Origin of the sequence: Thermobaculum terrenum ATCC BAA-798 (genome assembly GCF_000025005.1) — a bacterium.
GTDB lineage: Bacteria > Chloroflexota > Chloroflexia > Thermobaculales > Thermobaculaceae > Thermobaculum > Thermobaculum terrenum.
On sequence record NC_013525.1, the window covers coordinates 1951907 to 1967877 of the forward strand.

Here is a 15971-nt window from a genome sequence, read left to right on the forward strand (position 1 = left end):
AGCTTCTATAGCTTATCCAAATTGCGCTTTATCCAGTCCACAGCTAGCTGAGCAGCTCTGGCTCTGTGGCTCACCCTATTCTTTTCCAACATATCCAGCTCGGCAAACGTTTTGCCAAGCTCGGGCAAGTAGAATATAGGATCGTAACCAAAACCATGGCTACCCCTGGGATGATCAATGATTACTCCCTCCACCTCACCCCTGAACAAGTGCTCATTCCCATAACGGTCGATAAGCGCTATAACACACACGAACCGAGCGCTCTTGTTAGATGATGAGGCCTTGTTCAACCTCTCTATCAAAAGCTTGTTTCGCTCCGCATCAGATATTTGCTCCCCAGCCCAACGTTTGGACCTTACACCTGGCTCTCCTCCTAGAGCTGCTACTTCCAACCCTGAATCATCGGCAATGGACGAGATGCCAGTCATATTCCAACAATACCTGGCCTTGATTAGAGCGTTCTCCTCAAAAGTACTGCCTGTCTCCTCGGGAGCCCGCTCAATTCCAGCATCCCTCATAGAGACGATCTCTATCCCGAGACCACTCAGTAACTCCTGATATTCAGCCAATTTACCAGGGTTATCTGACGCTATGAGCAATTTACTCAACTTCATCACCGACCTTTATTGCCAATGCTTCCCGAACGACCTCAAACCTTTCGGTTCGGAACTCGTCCAGTTCACCATCCACACTAAAAGGCATAACTGGTTCAGAGTGTATCTCAACAGAAGATGCCTGCTTGTAAAACACAGCCTCAGAATCAAGATGGCTACCTGTAAGTATCCTCGGCAATACTGGAGCTAAGGACAATAACTGCTGATCCTTTATCCCCACTATATCCATCAGGCCATCATCTAGTTGTGCCAGGGGAGCCAAAGGAATTCCGCCCCCAGAATACCTAGCATTTGCGACTGTAAGGTTTAGCAGTCTGAGGTCGACCGCCTCTCCATCTAAACTAAGGGTCACATTGTAACGAGGTAAATCTCTGAGTACTTCTATTGACGCCCTCCAGTACGAGAGCACACCTTTCTTCCCAGTCTGCTCCTCAACTTCTTGTGCTATCTCACCGGAGAGACCACCATTCGCCTGGTTCAGGATAGTCCTATCACCAGACCTGATAAGGTCTATTCTCTTTACTTTGCCATCTACGGCTACCTTTATGGCATCCTCCAGATCAGTTGATACGCCAACCGTCTTAGCAAAGTCGTTACAAGTCCCAAGGGGAAGAACGGCCATAACAGCATCTGAACCTGACCTGAAGATAGCATTCGCTACGCTGCTAAGCGTACCGTCACCCCCAGCAGCGACTACCAGATCTGATTCGGCTATTTTATCCCGAGATTTATCTAGAAGCCCTATATCAACGAATTCCGGAGACAGCCCATAGTCAGCAAAATATTGCCTGATCTCATCATGGGCTCTAGCTGTACCACTCTTGCTATTAATAAAAACGATCGCTTTCAAGCACAACCTCTCTGGAGAGATTTCTGAATCTATTCAAAATTATGATCTATATTAGATAATTAGCAAAGGAGCCCTTTGGTGCTATAATTTTGCCCTGTCTCTGCAGAGACATAAACTAAATAGCCATTTAGTAAGGACGAAAACATGCTTGCAAGAGACATAATGACTACTCCGGTTGTCACTGTTACAGCTGATATGAGCATAAGAGATCTAGCTAAGATCCTTACCGAAAAAGGCATCAGTGGTGCCCCAGTGGTAGATGACAGTGGCCGTGTAGTAGGTATAGTCAGCGAAGCAGATGTTATAGCCAAAAATGGATTCACAGTAGCAGATGTAATGCAGAGTCAGGTCATCTCAGCAAGCGAAGATACCCCAGTAGAGGTTATCTGTAGTCTTATGACAAACAATAAGATCAACAGAGTTCCTGTCTTATCAGGGGATAGACTGGTCGGAATAGTCACGCGTGCGGACATAGTCAGGGCTATAGCCAAGGGCTATATAGAAGCAGGCATACAAGCAGATAAAACCATTCAGAGCGCATAGCTTAACTTGCCTAAAGCTAATGATCGCCCTATAGATGAAAAACTTCTATGGAAACTATGGCAAGCTGGCAAGATTCCCAGCCACTGCTTAACCTCAGACTTAGCCCCAATACAAATCATCTCCAGGGGTAGATGGAGTGGAGGTTACGGCCCTGACTTTAGAGACGCTCTTATACTCCTGGGCAACAAGCAATTACTTCGAGGAGACATCGAGCTCCACGTAAGGATGTCCGATTGGTACAGACATAACCACCAAACGAACCCGCTTTACGAAAACGTCATACTACATGTTGTCTGGGAGCTGGATGTACCATACCCCTTGAAATCTCCATGCTTGGAACTATCACGTTTTATGACATTTGAAGAATTACTTGCAGCTGGCCATAAGGTCGATCTTACAGAGAACCCATGTGTGAGAATAAGCCAAAAGGACCCTGAAGCACTAAGATTGGTCATCGAGTCTGCTGCTGATGAACGTTTTGAAGGCTGGTGCAGAAGATTTGAAGGAGATTTATCTTACGAGCATAGCGACCAGGTCATATACGTCGCCCTCATGGAGTCTCTGGGATATTCAGCCAACAAACTTCCATTTAGACTATTAGCTGAATCCATCCATGTAAAGGCGTTAATGGGGCTAGCTCCTGAGGAAATTTTTGACCTGCTTTATACTTCTTCCGGACTGAAAGGCAAATCTGAGGGGACAGTGATATCCAGCTACCAGTGGAATCTTGCGAGGATGAGGCCACTCAACCATCCTAGGCGTAGGCTGGCCGGAATGGCAGAGATCCTTCACAGGGCATATATAGAGTGTCGTAGCCTGTCTGATTACTTGCGTGTGAGCTCAAATTCCTATACCTCGCTTGTCAAAAAATTAGTGGTATTTGACTCCCAAGGCAAAGCCCTCATAGGTCGTGGCAGAGCAATGGAGATGATAGTCAATGTAGTGCTGCCTTTCAACGTCGCACTAGGACGACATATAGAGGACCAGCAAATCGAGTCTCTCGCGACTCGGATGTGGCAGGAGATCCCACTGCTACCCACCAACAAAATAGACAGGCTAATGCGGTCCAATCTAAAGCTCCAGGCCCCCGGCAAGCTTATATACAAAGCAAGACATCAGCAGGGATTACTACAAATTTATAAAAAGTTCTGCCGCTATCAGATGTGCGCTCATTGCCCATTAGGTAAACTAGCTTCAGACCACACAACCCAGATCCTTGACGACAGATAAAAACTCTACGTACCATTTCCTGAAGGTTATTGCAACTGGACACATATAAACCTTAGTATTTCATTTGCCCGACTGGAGGATAAATAGAAATGAAAGTAGTACTACTTAAGGACGTCCCAGGTGTAGGTAGCGCCGGGACAGTAAAAGAGGTAGCAGATGGGTATGCACGTAACTTCCTGCTACCACGCAAGCTAGCAGCTCCCGCCACTCAGGCAGCCCTCAAGCAAGTGGAGCAAATCAAGGCAGCTGAGCAGAGGCGTCAGGAGAAGGCAGAAGCTCAAACCGCAGAGCTTGCCAACAAGATCAATGGGCAAGAATTGCTATTCAAAGTAAGGACCGGAAGCGAAGGCAGGCTCTATGGATCGATAACTAATGCTGACATAGCCGAGGTGCTGTCCAGGCAGATCGGCGTAGAGATAGATAAGCGCAAGATAGTTCTCGAAGAACCCATCCACATGATAGGTACATTTGATGTGCCAGTTAAGCTATCTTCTAACCATACACCAAAGATAAAAGTAGTAGTGGAATCGGAGTCCTAAGTTGATAGAGACGCTGGAGAAGCTACCACCACATAGCATAGAAGCTGAGCAATCACTTCTGGGTAGCCTCCTGCTGGATCGAGATGCGATCATAAAAGTCGCACCTTTCCTTAGACCTGAGGACTTTTATAGAGAGGCTCACGCTCGCATATATGAGGCCATACTCGATCTATATAACAGGCGTGAGCCTCCCGACCTGGTCACTATTCATGAAGAATTATCGCGACGAGGATACGCAGAAGAAGTAGGCGGAGCCAGTTACCTGACCTGGCTCATGAACTCAGTACCTACTAGCGTCCACGTTGAGTACTACGGGCGCATAATAGAGAGAACTGCGATCCTTCGCAGACTGATATCAGCCGGTAGTGAGATTGCTGGCCTAGGCTATGAAGAAGGCTTAGAGGTTGATGAAGCCCTAGACAGAGCGGAGCAGATACTCTATCGCGTTGCTCAAAACCGAAGCACCAAGGACTTTATATCCCTCCGAGACGCTCTGGCAGAGTTCTTCGATAAGCTAGACTATCAGCACCAACATAGAGGTGAAATAGTCGGCATCCCCACCGGGTTCAGAGATCTTGATCAGTTGACAGGGGGACTGCAGAGATCTGACCTGGTTATAGTGGCTGCTCGACCTAGTGTAGGAAAAACTGCTTTCGCCATGTGTATGGCAGCCAATGCGGCAATCAAGCACAATGTGCCCGTAGGGATATTCAGCCTGGAAATGAGTGCTGAACAGCTAGTGCTTAGATTGCTCGCTATGGAAACTGGGATAGATTCTCACCGTCTCAGGATGGGCTTTTTAGACGATGACGAGTGGGACAAGCTTATACGCGCTATAGGTAGGTTGTCGGAGGTTCCCATATTTATAGACGATACATCCGCAGCCTCATCACAAGAACTTCGTAGCAAAGCGAGAAGGCTGCATGCGCAGAAAGGCGTACAGATGATAGTCATAGACTATCTGCAACTTATGCAAAGCGGCAGGACAGATAACAGAGTCCAGGAAATATCTGAGATTAGCCGAGGGCTCAAGGGGCTTGCCAGAGAACTTAATATACCAGTGGTAGCACTATCCCAGCTAAGCAGGGCTGTGGAACAACGGCAGGATCATCGCCCACAGCTGTCAGATCTTCGAGAATCAGGTAGCATAGAACAGGATGCAGATGTTGTAATGTTTATATACAGAGAAGAGATATATAACCCTGAAACCGACAAAAAGAACATAGCTGAGATACACGTCGCAAAACATCGTAATGGGCCCGTAGGCATAGTGCCCTTGCGCTTTTTCAAGGACACTACCAGGTTCGCAGACCTGGAGACCTTCAGGGAACCAGATATATAGCATTCGGGTGATATCTATGGCCAGAGAACTAAGCGATATACTCAAAGAGCTCTCCAAAAAGATACCCAAGAATTCCTATAACCCAGTGGCTTTACCAAAAGAGCTCCTAGAGGAACAGACTAAAAAAAACGAAAATGACTGCCCTATCTGTGGCGGAGTAGGATGGCTCAGGCTTGACGTGCCTGTAGACCATCCTAACTTCGGTAAGCTGTGGCCATGCAAGTGCTACTCAAAAAGAAAGGAAGAATTGCTACGTAAGGAGCTCGAAGAGCTCAGCAACATGAGCCACCTAAGACAAAAGACCTTCGATAATTTTGACCCCTCAGTGCATCCGTCCGCAGCCACAGCGTTCGAAGCTACCAAACAATACGCCGAAAACCCTCATGGCTGGATCATGCTGTGTGGACCATGCGGCAGCGGTAAGACTCACCTGGCTGCTGCCATAGTAAACTACTCCATAAGCGTTCGCCAAAGCAACAGCCTGTTTATGATAGTGCCTGACCTGCTGGATTACTTGAGAGAAACTTTCAACCCCAAATCCGATATAACTTACGATGAACGCTTCCTGATGATTCGAGAGGTACCTTTATTGGTTCTGGACGATCTCGGTACCGAGAATGCTACAAGCTGGGCGAGAGAGAAGCTCTATCAGCTAATAAACCACAGATACAACTCTGAGATGCCCACCGTGATCACTACCAACCAACCACCTGAGGCCATAGACGATCGTATTCGATCCAGGCTTTCTGACACCAGGTTGGTTATGCACATAGTACTGGACGCACCGGACTATAGGTATCAGCAGGGTAAACACTCTCCTACCAGAAAAAGTCAACGAAAAGTATACGCCTGGCCCTAGAACATATACTTATACACGCTCACATAAACTGATATACTGCTACAAGTAGAGATTCGTCCCTTATGGAGCAGCTTCAGCGTGACCGAAGTAATAGGTCGCACAAACCATATCAGCCCTCTACTGTCAGTAATAGACATCCTAGTAGTAGCAGCTATATTCTATTGGATACTGGGACTCGTTAAGGGCACAAGGGCTGTACCAGTACTTAGAGGATTAGCCATAATCCTTGTATCCTCCGTAGCGCTCCTGATAATCTTCCAAATTACGCCCTTCAAGCTTCGAGCTCTGGACTTCCTGCTTCAAAGGGCGTTGCTCCCGGGATTTGTAGTGGCCATTCCAGTTATATTCCAGCCGGAGCTTAGGAGAGCGTTAGAGAGAATCGGCACATCCACCACATTCTCAGCTCTTTACAGCCATTCTGAAACAGATGAGATAACTAAATTGGCCCAGAACATAACCAAAGCCGTGACCGATCTTGCAGACAGAAGAATAGGCGCGCTCATAGTCATTGAGCGAGAGACAGGGCTTGAGGATATAGCAGACACAGGGACAAGGATCGATGCCTGTGCGGATCCAGGATTGCTCGAAAGCATATTCATGCCCAATGGGCCTCTACATGACGGAGCTGTCATAATCAGCCGCGGCAGGATAGTCGCAGCTGGATGTGTGTTACCCTTAAGTGAGAATATGAGGGTACTGGGAGAAAGGGGGACAAGGCACAGAGCAGCACTGGGTGTAACCGAGACCTCTGATGCAATAGCGGTGGTGGTCAGCGAGGAAACAGGTGTGATATCTGTAGCCCAAAATGGCAGGTTACTGAGTAACTTTACTGAAGAGAGGCTGATGAGGTTCCTCACAGCAGCTCTCAAACCCAGCTAGATATGAGTAAAAGTCTTGGATACTCCAACAAAATCCGTATTCCCACCTACCTTTGGGTAGGAGCTATATGGATAGTCCTTGCTGAGATACTACTCTTCCTTAGGGTAAAACCTGTACCTACCTTCTTCACACCCATAGTATGGACCGGCTACATATTGCTGGTTGATGGGCTAGTCAAGGCCAAAACTGGCAGATCTCTCATAACTACGAGATTCAGCTTGTTTCTTATCATACTGCCCTGGTCCATAATTACATGGCTAGTATTCGAAGGTTACAACCTCCATCTGAGAAACTGGCAATATTTCGGACTACCTCAGGACCTTACCCCGAGGCTCCTGGGATACGTATGGGCTTTCGCAACAATAATTCCAGGCGTGCTTGAGTCAGCCGACTTCGTCAGAGCTTTCTTAGCTCCAAGAGTAAGAATCAACAAGTGGACGCCAGGGCAGAAGTTGCTAAACTCATCTATCTTATTAGGAGCTTTATGCTTGATTCTACCTCTACTGATGCCCCAGCGAGTAGCAAGTTACATGTTTGCACTTGTCTGGATCGGATTTATATTGCTCCTGGACCCCATACTATACCTGTTAAATAAGCCTTCAATATTAGGCGATTTAGCAAAGGGCCATACAACACGTCTGGTAAGCCTGCTCATCGCTGGAGTAATAACCGGAGCACTGTGGGAATTCTGGAACTACTGGGCTGAGGCCAGGTGGGAGTATACCATCCCCTACCCTCTGAGCGCAGGACCTCACTACTTTGAGATGCCTTGGTTGGGTTTCTTTGGTTTCATCCCGTTTGCTATAGAGTTGTTTGATCTTACAAGCTTGCTGATGCTTTTCCTGGACAAAACAGGTATCTACTCCAGCAATAAAGCTGATACTCAAGATATACTATCTCTATGAAGGAAGTTCCCTGGAGAAGGATCTTCGTAGCTACGAAGATCCCCAGCTCCAAGCTTGAAGCTATATCTTCCAGATTACCTCGGGCAGCCATAGCCTTAGGCATGGCCATACTGCTATGGCTATATGTCACTTCCACAATAGACACCCAGCGGATACTTTACCCTGCGGTCGAGGTAGAACTCCGTAACCTGCCTCCGGATATGGTACTGGTTAGCAGGGTACCTACTGTGACTGTAACTATACAACCGCTTAGTCCCGTACTAGGAGGACAAATAGACAGACCCAGAGCTTATGTGGACCTGTCTGGAGTAGGTCCCGGAGTACATACTCTGCCAGTACAGATTGAGGGATTACCAGGGGCACAGATCGTAGATGTCTCACCGAGAAGAGTAAGAGTCATTCTTAGAAAGATACTCTCTAGAAAGTATCCAGTGCAGGTTCAGATGAGTCCTCAAGGGATAAACACAAATGGTAAGCTCAAGTTCACCGTAGAGCCCAAAGAAGTGACCGTTAGCGGGACCATGAATCAGCTGTCAAGAGTACAAAAAGTAGTAGCTAATATCAACCAGCAGACCCTGAAACCTGGAACAGAGATAACAGCAGAGGTACAAGCTTACGACGAAAACAACAGAGTAATCGATAGCGTGACTATTGATCCCCAGCAGGTGAAGATAAGGATAACACCACAAGAAACACCCACCCCATCGCCATCCTAAAGACCAAATTGATAACAAAAATAGGGGCTTGAAGCAAATATCTTCAAGCCCCTGCGTGATTATAAGGTCGGGGCGAGAGGATTTGAACCTCCGACCACCAAGCCCCCAGCTTGGTGCGCTACCAGGCTGCGCCACGCCCCGGCAATCAGATTATACCAAACCCAAGGTGCCAAATTACAAGTGGAGGGGGAACACCCCTCCACTTGTCAAACAGAAAAGCTACTTCATCTCAGCCTTAGCGCCAGCCTCCTGCAGCTTAGCAACTGCTGCCTGTGCCTCTTCCTTGGACACACCCTGCTTGACAGGAGCTGGAGCAGACTCGACCAAATCCTTAGCCTCCTTTAGGCCGAGGCTTGTTAGCTCGCGTACCGCCTTGATAACGGCAATCTTGTTGGCCCCTACATCAGTGAGCACGACATCGAACTCAGTCTGCTCCTCCTGCTCCTCAGCCGGAGCAGCAGCTCCAGGCGCAGCAGCTACACCAGCTGCAGCTACAGGGGCAACCGCGGTGACGCCGAACCTCTCCTCAAGCGCCTTTACCAGCTGAGAAAGCTCCAAGACGGTCATGTTCTCTATAGCTTGAATAATTTCTTCCTGGGAAAGCTTGTTCTCTACAGCCATCTTCCTAACCTCTCCTTTATGTTCAAGACTAATTATACTCTAACCGGCAGCTTCAGCCGGAACACCACCAAGCTGATCTATTCGTGCTTGCAACACGTAAGCTATGGAAGCTACTGCGGCGTTAAGCACTCCTACCAAGTTGGCTATCGGAGCATTCAAACCTCCTACCACCTTGCCAAGCAGTACCTCTCGAGGCTCTATGTTAGCCAGATCATTCACAGCCTCAGCCGATATGACTTTGTGCTCGAGCACTCCCGCCTTGACACTAAGAATCCTAGTGGACCTGGCAAAGTCGTTTATGACCTTCGCAACTACCGTGGGATCTCCAAAGGATACAGCTATAGCTGTTGGCCCCTCGAGGTAAGGATCCAGTCCCTCTATCCCCGCAGCCTTAGAGGCTATACGGGTAAGGGTGTTCTTGGCAACGTGAAACTCCGCATTAGCCTCACGCATCTTTCTGCGCAGCTCATTCATCTGAGCCACGTTCAGCCCTCTGTAGTCCGCAAGTATTACCGCGGACGATTTGCTCAGAAGCTCCTGCAGCTCGGCTACAGCAGCCTCTTTCTGAGGATTGGGCATTTCGGTCTTCACCTCCTTTACAATAAAGTAAGCCCCTACCTGCTTGAGACAGGCAGGGGCTTACCACTATACGCTCGGTATATATCTTCTACCCACTCCCCTTGCCTCGGCTGGCGATAACATTAAGCGCTCAGGGCGCACCAGCTGTCTCAGGCAGGCAACGCTTGCAAATTATAGCATTAACTATGCGGCCTTAGCTTCGGCCTGAGCCTCTGACACATCTACCTGGACGCTAGGACCCATCGTACTAGTCAGGTAGATGCTCTTAATATAAGTGCCTTTGGCACCAGAAGGCTTAGCTTTCAAAACAGCATCCATAAGAGCATCGAAGTTCTGTCTAAGCTGTTCCTCTGTAAAGCTGGCCTTTCCTATAGGTACATGCAGTATACCAGTACGGTCGTTACGGAACTCAACCTTACCCTTGCGTATCTCCTGTATCGCCCTAGGCAGGTCCTGTGGCTGGACTATAGTCCCACTCCTGGGGTTGGGCATCAAGCCCCTTCTACCCAGTATTCGACCAAGCCTACCAACCTTGGCCATCATATCAGGAGTAGCCAAGGCAACGTCGAAATCCAACCATCCCTCGTTTTCAATCCTGCGTATAAGATCGTCAGATCCCACGTAATCAGCGCCAGCTTCCTGCGCTATTCGCTCGGCCTCACCCTGCGCAAAAACCAATATCCTGACCGGCTTGCCAGTACCGGCAGGGAGAGTCACAGTGCCTCTCACCTGTTGATCAGCATGCCTGGGATCTATACCTAACCTTAGATGAGCTTCTATAGTAGCATCAAAATTAGCAGTCTTGGAAGCAGTTTCCTTTACAATCTTTATTGCTTCCTGGGGGGAATAGATCTTCGACTCATCAACTAGCTTAAGAGCTTCTAGATATCTCTTGCCTCTCTTCTTAGCCATTTCTTATACCTCCGTGGTAATAGCGGGATTACCCTCCCACAAAATACGTACAACCTTATACTACTTCTATGCCCATGCTACGAGCGGTACCCTCTATCATCTTCATGGCATGCTCTACATCATAGGCATTCAGGTCCTTCATCTTAAGCTCAGCAATCTCTCTAATCTGGTCTCTGGTAACACGACCAACCTTTTGACGATTGGGAACACCTGAACCTTTTTCGATTCCAGCAGCCTGCAATAGAAGATTAGCAGCAGGCGGAGTCTTTGTAACAAATGTAAAGGACCTGTCCTCGTAAACGGTAACCTCTACCGGTATGATCTGCCCAGCCATAGAGGCCGTCCTCTCATTATACTCCTTAACGAACTGGGGTATGGAAACCCCATGAGGAGCGAGAGCCGGACCAATTGGCTGGCCAGGAGTCGCCTTACCAGCAGGTAGTTGAAGCTTTACAACTGCTTTTACTTTCTTAGCCACTTTGCACTCCCAAGAAAAGATCTATTATGGAACTATCTTCTCAACCTGAAGGAAGTCAAGTTCAACAGGTGTTGGACGCCCAAATATACTAATCAACACCTTGACCTTTCCCTTCTCCTCATTGATCTCGTCCACAGTTCCCTCAAAGTCCGTGAAAGGACCATCGACAATCCTGACCGCCTCTCCAAGCCTGAGGCTCATCTTAACCTTCGGAGGCTCCTCGCTCATACGCTGGAGGATCTTCTCAACCTCCTTCTCATCGAGAGGAGTAGGCTTAGTGCCGGAGCCAACAAATCCAGTTACACCAGGGGTGTACCTGACCACATTCCAGGCCGCATCATCCATTCGCATCCTGACCAGCACGTAACCGGGAAAGACCTTCTTCTGTACCTTATGACGTTTACCTTCCCTGATCTCGATCTCTTCCACAGTGGGCACAATTATGTCTCGTATTCTGTCCGACATGCCCATGGTTTCGACCCTATGTTGAAGGTCTCTCTTTACCTTATCCTCATAGCCGCTATAGGTATGAATAACATACCACTGGAAGCCATCCTCTTCTTCCTGAGCAATAGCTTCTGCCTCTACCGGCTGTGACTGCTGGTTCTCGAGCACCGAATCGTTACTCACTAGTAACCTCCAAGTATCTCACCCCTGGTTTCTATATGCCACCTATCAAACGGTAAAGCCATAGAAATATGCCATCTACTATGACCCCCAGGAAAATGGCCATAGACACCGACAGGACTATCACTACTATCGATAGTCTGATTACCTCATCCCTGGTCGGCCAGGATACCTTTCTAATCTCTGCTCTAGTATCTTCGTAGAACTTCGAAAGGTTACTTCGGAGGCGAGGGAAGAACCCTCTCCTGACTCTAATGGCTTTCACTTAGCGAGTCTCCCTATGAAGCGTATGCACCCTACACCTTGGACAATACTTTCTAAGCTCCAGGCGACCAGGATCGTTTCGCCTGTTTTTTTCAGTCAGGTAGTTACGCTCACGACATTCCGTGCATTCCAGGGTTATTAGTTGTCTATCAGCTTTCTTAGGCACTTTGCCACCTACCTACAAACATTTGTTATCATTCACGACCTGGCCCGAGCTGAGCTCAGCTCGGGCCAGTATTTTACATCCTTAAGTATACCTACTCTAGGATTTGGGTGACGACGCCAGCGCCCACTGTGCGTCCACCCTCCCTGATAGCAAACCTCAACCCCTCCTCTATCGCCACAGGCGCTATCAGCTCCACCTCCAAGTTCACATTGTCCCCAGGCACCACCATCTCTACCCCCTCAGGCAGCTTCACCTCCCCTGTCACATCCGTCGTCCGAATGTAAAACTGCGGCCTGTACCCACTGAAGAACGGTGTGTGCCTGCCTCCCTCCTCCTTCGACAACACGTACACCTCAGCCCTGAACCTGGTGTGCGGGTTGATGCTCCCTGGCGCCGCCAACACCATGCCCCGCTCTACCTCTGTCCTCTCTATCCCCCTCAACAAACACCCTATGTTGTCCCCTGCTACCCCCTCATCCAACGTCTTCTGGAACATCTCCACCCCTGTCACTACCGTGCTCCGCCTCTCTGCCCTCAACCCTACTATCTCTACCGTGTCACCTACCTTGATCCTACCCCTCTCTACTCTACCAGTTACTACCGTCCCCCTACCCTTGATCGCAAATACGTCCTCTATCGGCATCAAAAACGGCTTGTCCACAGCCCTCTGCGGCGTCGGTATGTACTCATCTACCGCATCCATCAACTCCAATATCGGCTGATACTCCGGAGCATTGATGTCCGTGCTGCTGCTCTCCAACGCCCTGAGCGCACTCCCACGTATGATCGGCACCTCATCCCCAGGAAATCCATACCGCGTCAATAGCTCCCTCACCTCCATCTCCACCAGCTCCAACAGCTCCGGATCATCCATCATGTCCACCTTGTTCAAAAACACCACTATCGCAGGTACCTCCACCTGCCTCGCCAACAATATGTGCTCCCTCGTCTGCGGCATCGGCCCATCCGGCGCACTCACCACCAAAATCGCTCCATCCATCTGCGCCGCACCCGTGATCATGTTCTTGATGTAGTCCGCATGCCCAGGACAGTCCACATGCGCATAATGCCTCTTGTCCGTCTCATACTCCACATGCGCTATCGAAATCGTTATCCCCCTCGCCCTCTCCTCAGGCGCCTTGTCTATCGTCTCAAACGGCCGGTACTGCGCCTCCCCCTTCAATGCCAGCACCTTCGTGATCGCTGCCGTCAACGTCGTCTTCCCATGATCCACATGCCCTATCGTCCCTACGTTCACATGCGGCTTCGTCCTCTCAAACCTCTGCTTCGCCAACCTCAGGCCTCCTTAGTGATCTTAGTAGTTTTGTCTTCCTAGATAACTTAAATACGAAAAGGCCGCATAAAAACATGCAGCACTGGAGCCCACGACCGGACTCGAACCGGTGACCTCATTCTTACCAAGAATGTGCTCTACCTCCTGAGCTACGTGGGCATCCGTAGCACAAGGCTACAGGTGGGCCGGGAAGGATTCGAACCTCCGAAGGCTTTCGCCACCTGGTTTACAGCCAGGCCCGTTTGTCCACTCCGGCACCGACCCTTATCTTGCAGGAGCCGACGGTCGGATTCGAACCGACGACCTACTGTTTACAAGACAGTTGCTCTACCGCTGAGCTACGTCGGCCTGCCAGCTTCAAATTATACGTAACACGGGAACGAGTGGTCAAGTCTACTTAGAGCTCTTGCTCTTGTAGATCTCATACAAGGCTATCGAGCCTGCAACCGCCGCATTTAAAGATCCGATCCTCCCCGCCTGGGGGATCTTGACTAGCAAATCACAGCGCTTACGCACCAACTCTCTTATACCACTGCCTTCACTACCTACTACCAGGCATATAGGTATCCTCAAGTCTACATCCCATATAACACTGGAGCTCTCATCATATTCCAAACCCAAAACCCAGTATCCGTATTCCTTGAGTTTGGACGCTGTCCTTGCCAGGTTAGTTACCTTGGATATATTCAAGTGCTCGGTAGCACCAGAAGAGGCATTTACTACTGCGGGCGTGACCTCTACAGATCTATGCTCAGGGATTATGACCGCCCCAATACCAAATACCTCCGCAGTTCGAAGCAGGGTTCCAAAATTTTGTGGATCCTGAAGAGAATCCAACATCAGGATGTCCTTGCCCCTCAGCTCCCCACTCGCTAACAGATCTTCAATTGAACTATAGCTAAACTCTGAGGCTTCTATCACTACTCCCTGGTGATTAGCACCATGTGTGAGCCTGTCGAGAATGCTACGTTCTACCCTCTCAATCTGTAATCCAGATCTGGCAGCCAGTGATTCTATAGCTTCTAACGTTTGAGACGCAGAATGCGAATAAGCAACAAGCAGCCTGTATACCTTCCGCCGGCCAGCTAACAGACACTCTCTGACAGCATTACGGCCGTATATATACACCCTACCTGAAGGTTTAACAGACTCTTGCTCGTGACTTTTTCTTATCTCTCTAGCCTCCACTTACTCCCCTCAGGGGTATCCATCACGCTTACTCCTAGCTCTCCCAGCTTGTCTCGGATGTAATCCGAGAGCTCATAGATCCTGGAAGCTCGAAGCTTATCTCTGACTCCTACAATCAGATCTATGAATGGCTCAGCTTCTGTGGCCTCGCCACCCACAGAGTCCAGCCTTAAACCCAGTAAAGCTGACAGCTCTCTGAGTAGACCCGCTGCTGTAGAAGCGTCCTTACCCTCACTCCGAAGTGCGTTCACATCCCTTGCTAGTTCAAAGAGAACGGCTATGGCCTGAGGAGTATTGAAATCATCATCCATAGCAGACTCAAATCTCTGTCGAAAGTCCTTGAATTCCGAACCAGCAGGCCCTGCATCTTCACCTACAGCCTGATAAAGCCTGAGGACTCCTCTCTTTGCCGACTCCAGCGCCTCGAATGAGAAGTTCAAAGGTTTTCTATAATGTGAAGAGAGCACAAACAACCTAAAAGCATCTGCTCCGTACTGTCTCACTATAAAGTCTATCGACAGCACGTTACCCACCGAGCGAGCCATTTTCTCCTCTTCCAGCTGCAAGAGGCCGTTGTGTATCCAATACCTGACAAACGGATGCTTACCTGTAATAGCTTCACTTTGGGCTATCTCGTTCTCATGATGAGGGAATATGAGATCCGCTCCACCACCATGTATATCTATCTGCTCCCCGAGCATTCGCAGATTCATCGTCGTGCACTCGATATGCCACCCGGGCCTGCCGGGTCCCCATGGACTTTCCCAATATGGTTCGCCAAGTTTGGCCGACTTCCAGAGAGCGAAATCCATAGGATGCTCTTTACGAGGATCTGCTTCGATCCTTGCACCTGCTCTCATCTCATCCAACCGTCTGTGACTTAGCTCACCGTACTCTTCATCCTTGAGAACCCTAAAATATACATCCCCGTCAACGACATAAGCATAGCCTCGAGCTATAAGCCTTTGTATATCCTCAATTATCTCGGGTATAACTTCGCTAGCCCGAGGATAATAATGAGCCCTCAAAATGTTCAGGCTGTCCATCTGCCTGAGGAACTCCCTTTCGTATCTGGTCGCCAGATCCTTCCAGCTAATACCCTCTTCGTTGGACCGCGCGATGATCTTATCATCGACATCGGTAAAGTTCTGGACGTGTTTTACTTTGTAGCCCTTGTATTCCAAATATCTGCGCACTATATCAAAGACGGTGTACGACATGGCGTGGCCTATATGTGCCGGCCCATATACAGTAGGCCCGCACACATACATAAGTACGTTGGGAGGATTAAGAGGTATAAACTCCTCTTTTCTATCAGTAAGTGTGTTGTGTATGTACAGCACTTCGCCCTCCATGATGGTACAA

General features: G+C 48.9%; 20 protein-coding genes, 4 tRNA genes and 1 other annotated feature. Of the genes, 8 read left to right on the plus strand and 16 right to left on the minus strand.

Translation table 11 applies throughout. From position 1 onward, the window contains the following. Positions 1 to 5: 5 nt before the first annotated feature. Entirely contained in the window at positions 6 to 608 is a 603-nt protein-coding gene (gene rdgB, locus TTER_RS09195; protein WP_041425139.1) for an RdgB/HAM1 family non-canonical purine NTP pyrophosphatase, read from the minus strand. After that, a complete protein-coding gene (locus tag TTER_RS09200; RefSeq protein WP_012875749.1) occupies positions 601 to 1464 on the minus strand; it encodes a diacylglycerol/lipid kinase family protein in 864 nt (287 codons plus the stop codon). The genes rdgB and TTER_RS09200 overlap by 8 nt, the downstream gene beginning before the upstream one ends. Before the next feature lie 162 nt (positions 1465 to 1626). Between TTER_RS09200 and TTER_RS09205 the strand changes: the two genes are divergently transcribed. The 8 genes from TTER_RS09205 to TTER_RS09240 all read left to right on the plus strand — a co-directional run bounded on the left by TTER_RS09205 (position 1627) and on the right by TTER_RS09240 (position 8477). Then, positions 1627 to 2007 carry a CBS domain-containing protein gene (locus tag TTER_RS09205; protein ID WP_241215202.1) on the plus strand — a complete coding sequence of 127 codons (381 nt, stop codon included), beginning with the start codon at positions 1627 to 1629 and terminating at the stop codon, positions 2005 to 2007. 6 nt (positions 2008 to 2013) lie between these two features. Next, positions 2014 to 3237, plus strand: a complete 1224-nt coding sequence (locus tag TTER_RS09210) for a DUF2851 family protein (protein ID WP_012875751.1) — start codon at positions 2014 to 2016, stop codon at positions 3235 to 3237. 89 nt (positions 3238 to 3326) lie between these two features. Then, positions 3327 to 3776 (plus strand): 50S ribosomal protein L9, encoded by a 450-nt coding sequence (gene rplI, locus TTER_RS09215; protein WP_012875752.1) that lies wholly within the window; start codon positions 3327 to 3329, stop codon positions 3774 to 3776. A 1-nt stretch (position 3777) separates the two neighbouring features. Beyond that, positions 3778 to 5118 (plus strand): replicative DNA helicase, encoded by a 1341-nt coding sequence (gene dnaB / locus TTER_RS09220; RefSeq protein ID WP_012875753.1) that lies wholly within the window; start codon positions 3778 to 3780, stop codon positions 5116 to 5118. Between the two features lie 16 nt (positions 5119 to 5134). Continuing rightward, positions 5135 to 5977: an ATP-binding protein gene (locus TTER_RS09225; RefSeq protein WP_012875754.1), complete on the plus strand. Its 843-nt coding sequence runs from the start codon at positions 5135 to 5137 to the stop codon at positions 5975 to 5977. Between the two features lie 78 nt (positions 5978 to 6055). Continuing rightward, positions 6056 to 6856 (plus strand): diadenylate cyclase CdaA, encoded by an 801-nt coding sequence (gene cdaA, locus TTER_RS09230; protein WP_012875755.1) that lies wholly within the window; start codon positions 6056 to 6058, stop codon positions 6854 to 6856. Positions 6857 to 6858: 2 nt separating this feature from the next. Next, positions 6859 to 7761: a hypothetical protein gene (locus tag TTER_RS09235; protein WP_012875756.1), complete on the plus strand. Its 903-nt coding sequence runs from the start codon at positions 6859 to 6861 to the stop codon at positions 7759 to 7761. Beyond that, entirely contained in the window at positions 7758 to 8477 is a 720-nt protein-coding gene (locus TTER_RS09240; RefSeq protein ID WP_012875757.1) for a CdaR family protein, read from the plus strand. Before TTER_RS09235 ends, TTER_RS09240 begins: the two co-directional genes overlap by 4 nt. A gap of 67 nt (positions 8478 to 8544) precedes the next feature. Here the strand turns inward: TTER_RS09240 and TTER_RS09245 are convergent. The 14 genes from TTER_RS09245 to cysS all read right to left on the minus strand — a co-directional run bounded on the left by TTER_RS09245 (position 8545) and on the right by cysS (position 15946). Then, a tRNA-Pro gene (locus TTER_RS09245) sits at positions 8545 to 8618 on the minus strand. A gap of 78 nt (positions 8619 to 8696) precedes the next feature. After that, a complete protein-coding gene (rplL, locus tag TTER_RS09250; protein WP_012875758.1) occupies positions 8697 to 9098 on the minus strand; it encodes a 50S ribosomal protein L7/L12 in 402 nt (133 codons plus the stop codon). Between the two features lie 39 nt (positions 9099 to 9137). Beyond that, positions 9138 to 9677: a 50S ribosomal protein L10 gene (gene rplJ, locus TTER_RS09255; RefSeq protein ID WP_012875759.1), complete on the minus strand. Its 540-nt coding sequence runs from the start codon at positions 9675 to 9677 to the stop codon at positions 9138 to 9140. A 17-nt stretch (positions 9678 to 9694) separates the two neighbouring features. Further along, positions 9695 to 9849: a sequence feature (ribosomal protein L10 leader region), on the minus strand. Between the two features lie 11 nt (positions 9850 to 9860). Continuing rightward, positions 9861 to 10589, minus strand: a complete 729-nt coding sequence (gene rplA, locus TTER_RS09260) for a 50S ribosomal protein L1 (RefSeq protein WP_012875760.1) — start codon at positions 10587 to 10589, stop codon at positions 9861 to 9863. Positions 10590 to 10644: 55 nt separating this feature from the next. Continuing rightward, positions 10645 to 11067 (minus strand): 50S ribosomal protein L11, encoded by a 423-nt coding sequence (gene rplK, locus TTER_RS09265; protein WP_012875761.1) that lies wholly within the window; start codon positions 11065 to 11067, stop codon positions 10645 to 10647. A gap of 24 nt (positions 11068 to 11091) precedes the next feature. Then, a complete protein-coding gene (nusG, locus tag TTER_RS09270; RefSeq protein WP_012875762.1) occupies positions 11092 to 11697 on the minus strand; it encodes a transcription termination/antitermination protein NusG in 606 nt (201 codons plus the stop codon). A 31-nt stretch (positions 11698 to 11728) separates the two neighbouring features. Beyond that, positions 11729 to 11959, minus strand: a complete 231-nt coding sequence (gene secE / locus TTER_RS09275) for a preprotein translocase subunit SecE (protein WP_012875763.1) — start codon at positions 11957 to 11959, stop codon at positions 11729 to 11731. Continuing rightward, positions 11960 to 12124, minus strand: coding sequence for a 50S ribosomal protein L33 (rpmG, locus tag TTER_RS15410; protein WP_012875764.1), 165 nt, complete (start codon positions 12122 to 12124; stop codon positions 11960 to 11962). A gap of 91 nt (positions 12125 to 12215) precedes the next feature. After that, entirely contained in the window at positions 12216 to 13418 is a 1203-nt protein-coding gene (tuf, locus tag TTER_RS09280; protein ID WP_012874665.1) for an elongation factor Tu, read from the minus strand. Between the two features lie 83 nt (positions 13419 to 13501). Beyond that, a tRNA-Thr gene (locus TTER_RS09285) sits at positions 13502 to 13577 on the minus strand. Positions 13578 to 13599: 22 nt separating this feature from the next. Then, a tRNA-Tyr gene (locus TTER_RS09290) sits at positions 13600 to 13682 on the minus strand. Positions 13683 to 13694: 12 nt separating this feature from the next. Beyond that, positions 13695 to 13766: transfer RNA gene (locus tag TTER_RS09295), tRNA-Thr, on the minus strand. 45 nt (positions 13767 to 13811) lie between these two features. Further along, positions 13812 to 14606 carry a 23S rRNA (guanosine(2251)-2'-O)-methyltransferase RlmB gene (rlmB, locus tag TTER_RS09300; protein ID WP_012875765.1) on the minus strand — a complete coding sequence of 265 codons (795 nt, stop codon included), beginning with the start codon at positions 14604 to 14606 and terminating at the stop codon, positions 13812 to 13814. Next, a complete protein-coding gene (gene cysS / locus TTER_RS09305; protein WP_041425147.1) occupies positions 14588 to 15946 on the minus strand; it encodes a cysteine--tRNA ligase in 1359 nt (452 codons plus the stop codon). The genes rlmB and cysS overlap by 19 nt, the downstream gene beginning before the upstream one ends. Positions 15947 to 15971: the final 25 nt, after the last annotated feature.

What these genes read in the sequence shown, in the direction of transcription:
- TTER_RS09205 (WP_241215202.1), top strand. Translation starts at nt 1,627, where the DNA reads ATGACTACTCCGGTTGTCACTGTTACAGCTGATATGAGCATAAGAGAT.
- rplI (WP_012875752.1), top strand. Translation starts at nt 3,327, where the DNA reads ATGAAAGTAGTACTACTTAAGGACGTCCCAGGTGTAGGTAGCGCCGGG.
- TTER_RS09225 (WP_012875754.1), top strand. Translation starts at nt 5,135, where the DNA reads ATGGCCAGAGAACTAAGCGATATACTCAAAGAGCTCTCCAAAAAGATA.
- TTER_RS09235 (WP_012875756.1), top strand. Translation starts at nt 6,859, where the DNA reads ATGAGTAAAAGTCTTGGATACTCCAACAAAATCCGTATTCCCACCTAC.
- TTER_RS09240 (WP_012875757.1), top strand. Translation starts at nt 7,758, where the DNA reads ATGAAGGAAGTTCCCTGGAGAAGGATCTTCGTAGCTACGAAGATCCCC.
- rplL (WP_012875758.1), bottom strand. Translation starts at nt 9,098, where the DNA reads ATGGCTGTAGAGAACAAGCTTTCCCAGGAAGAAATTATTCAAGCTATA.
- rplJ (WP_012875759.1), bottom strand. Translation starts at nt 9,677, where the DNA reads ATGCCCAATCCTCAGAAAGAGGCTGCTGTAGCCGAGCTGCAGGAGCTT.
- rplA (WP_012875760.1), bottom strand. Translation starts at nt 10,589, where the DNA reads ATGGCTAAGAAGAGAGGCAAGAGATATCTAGAAGCTCTTAAGCTAGTT.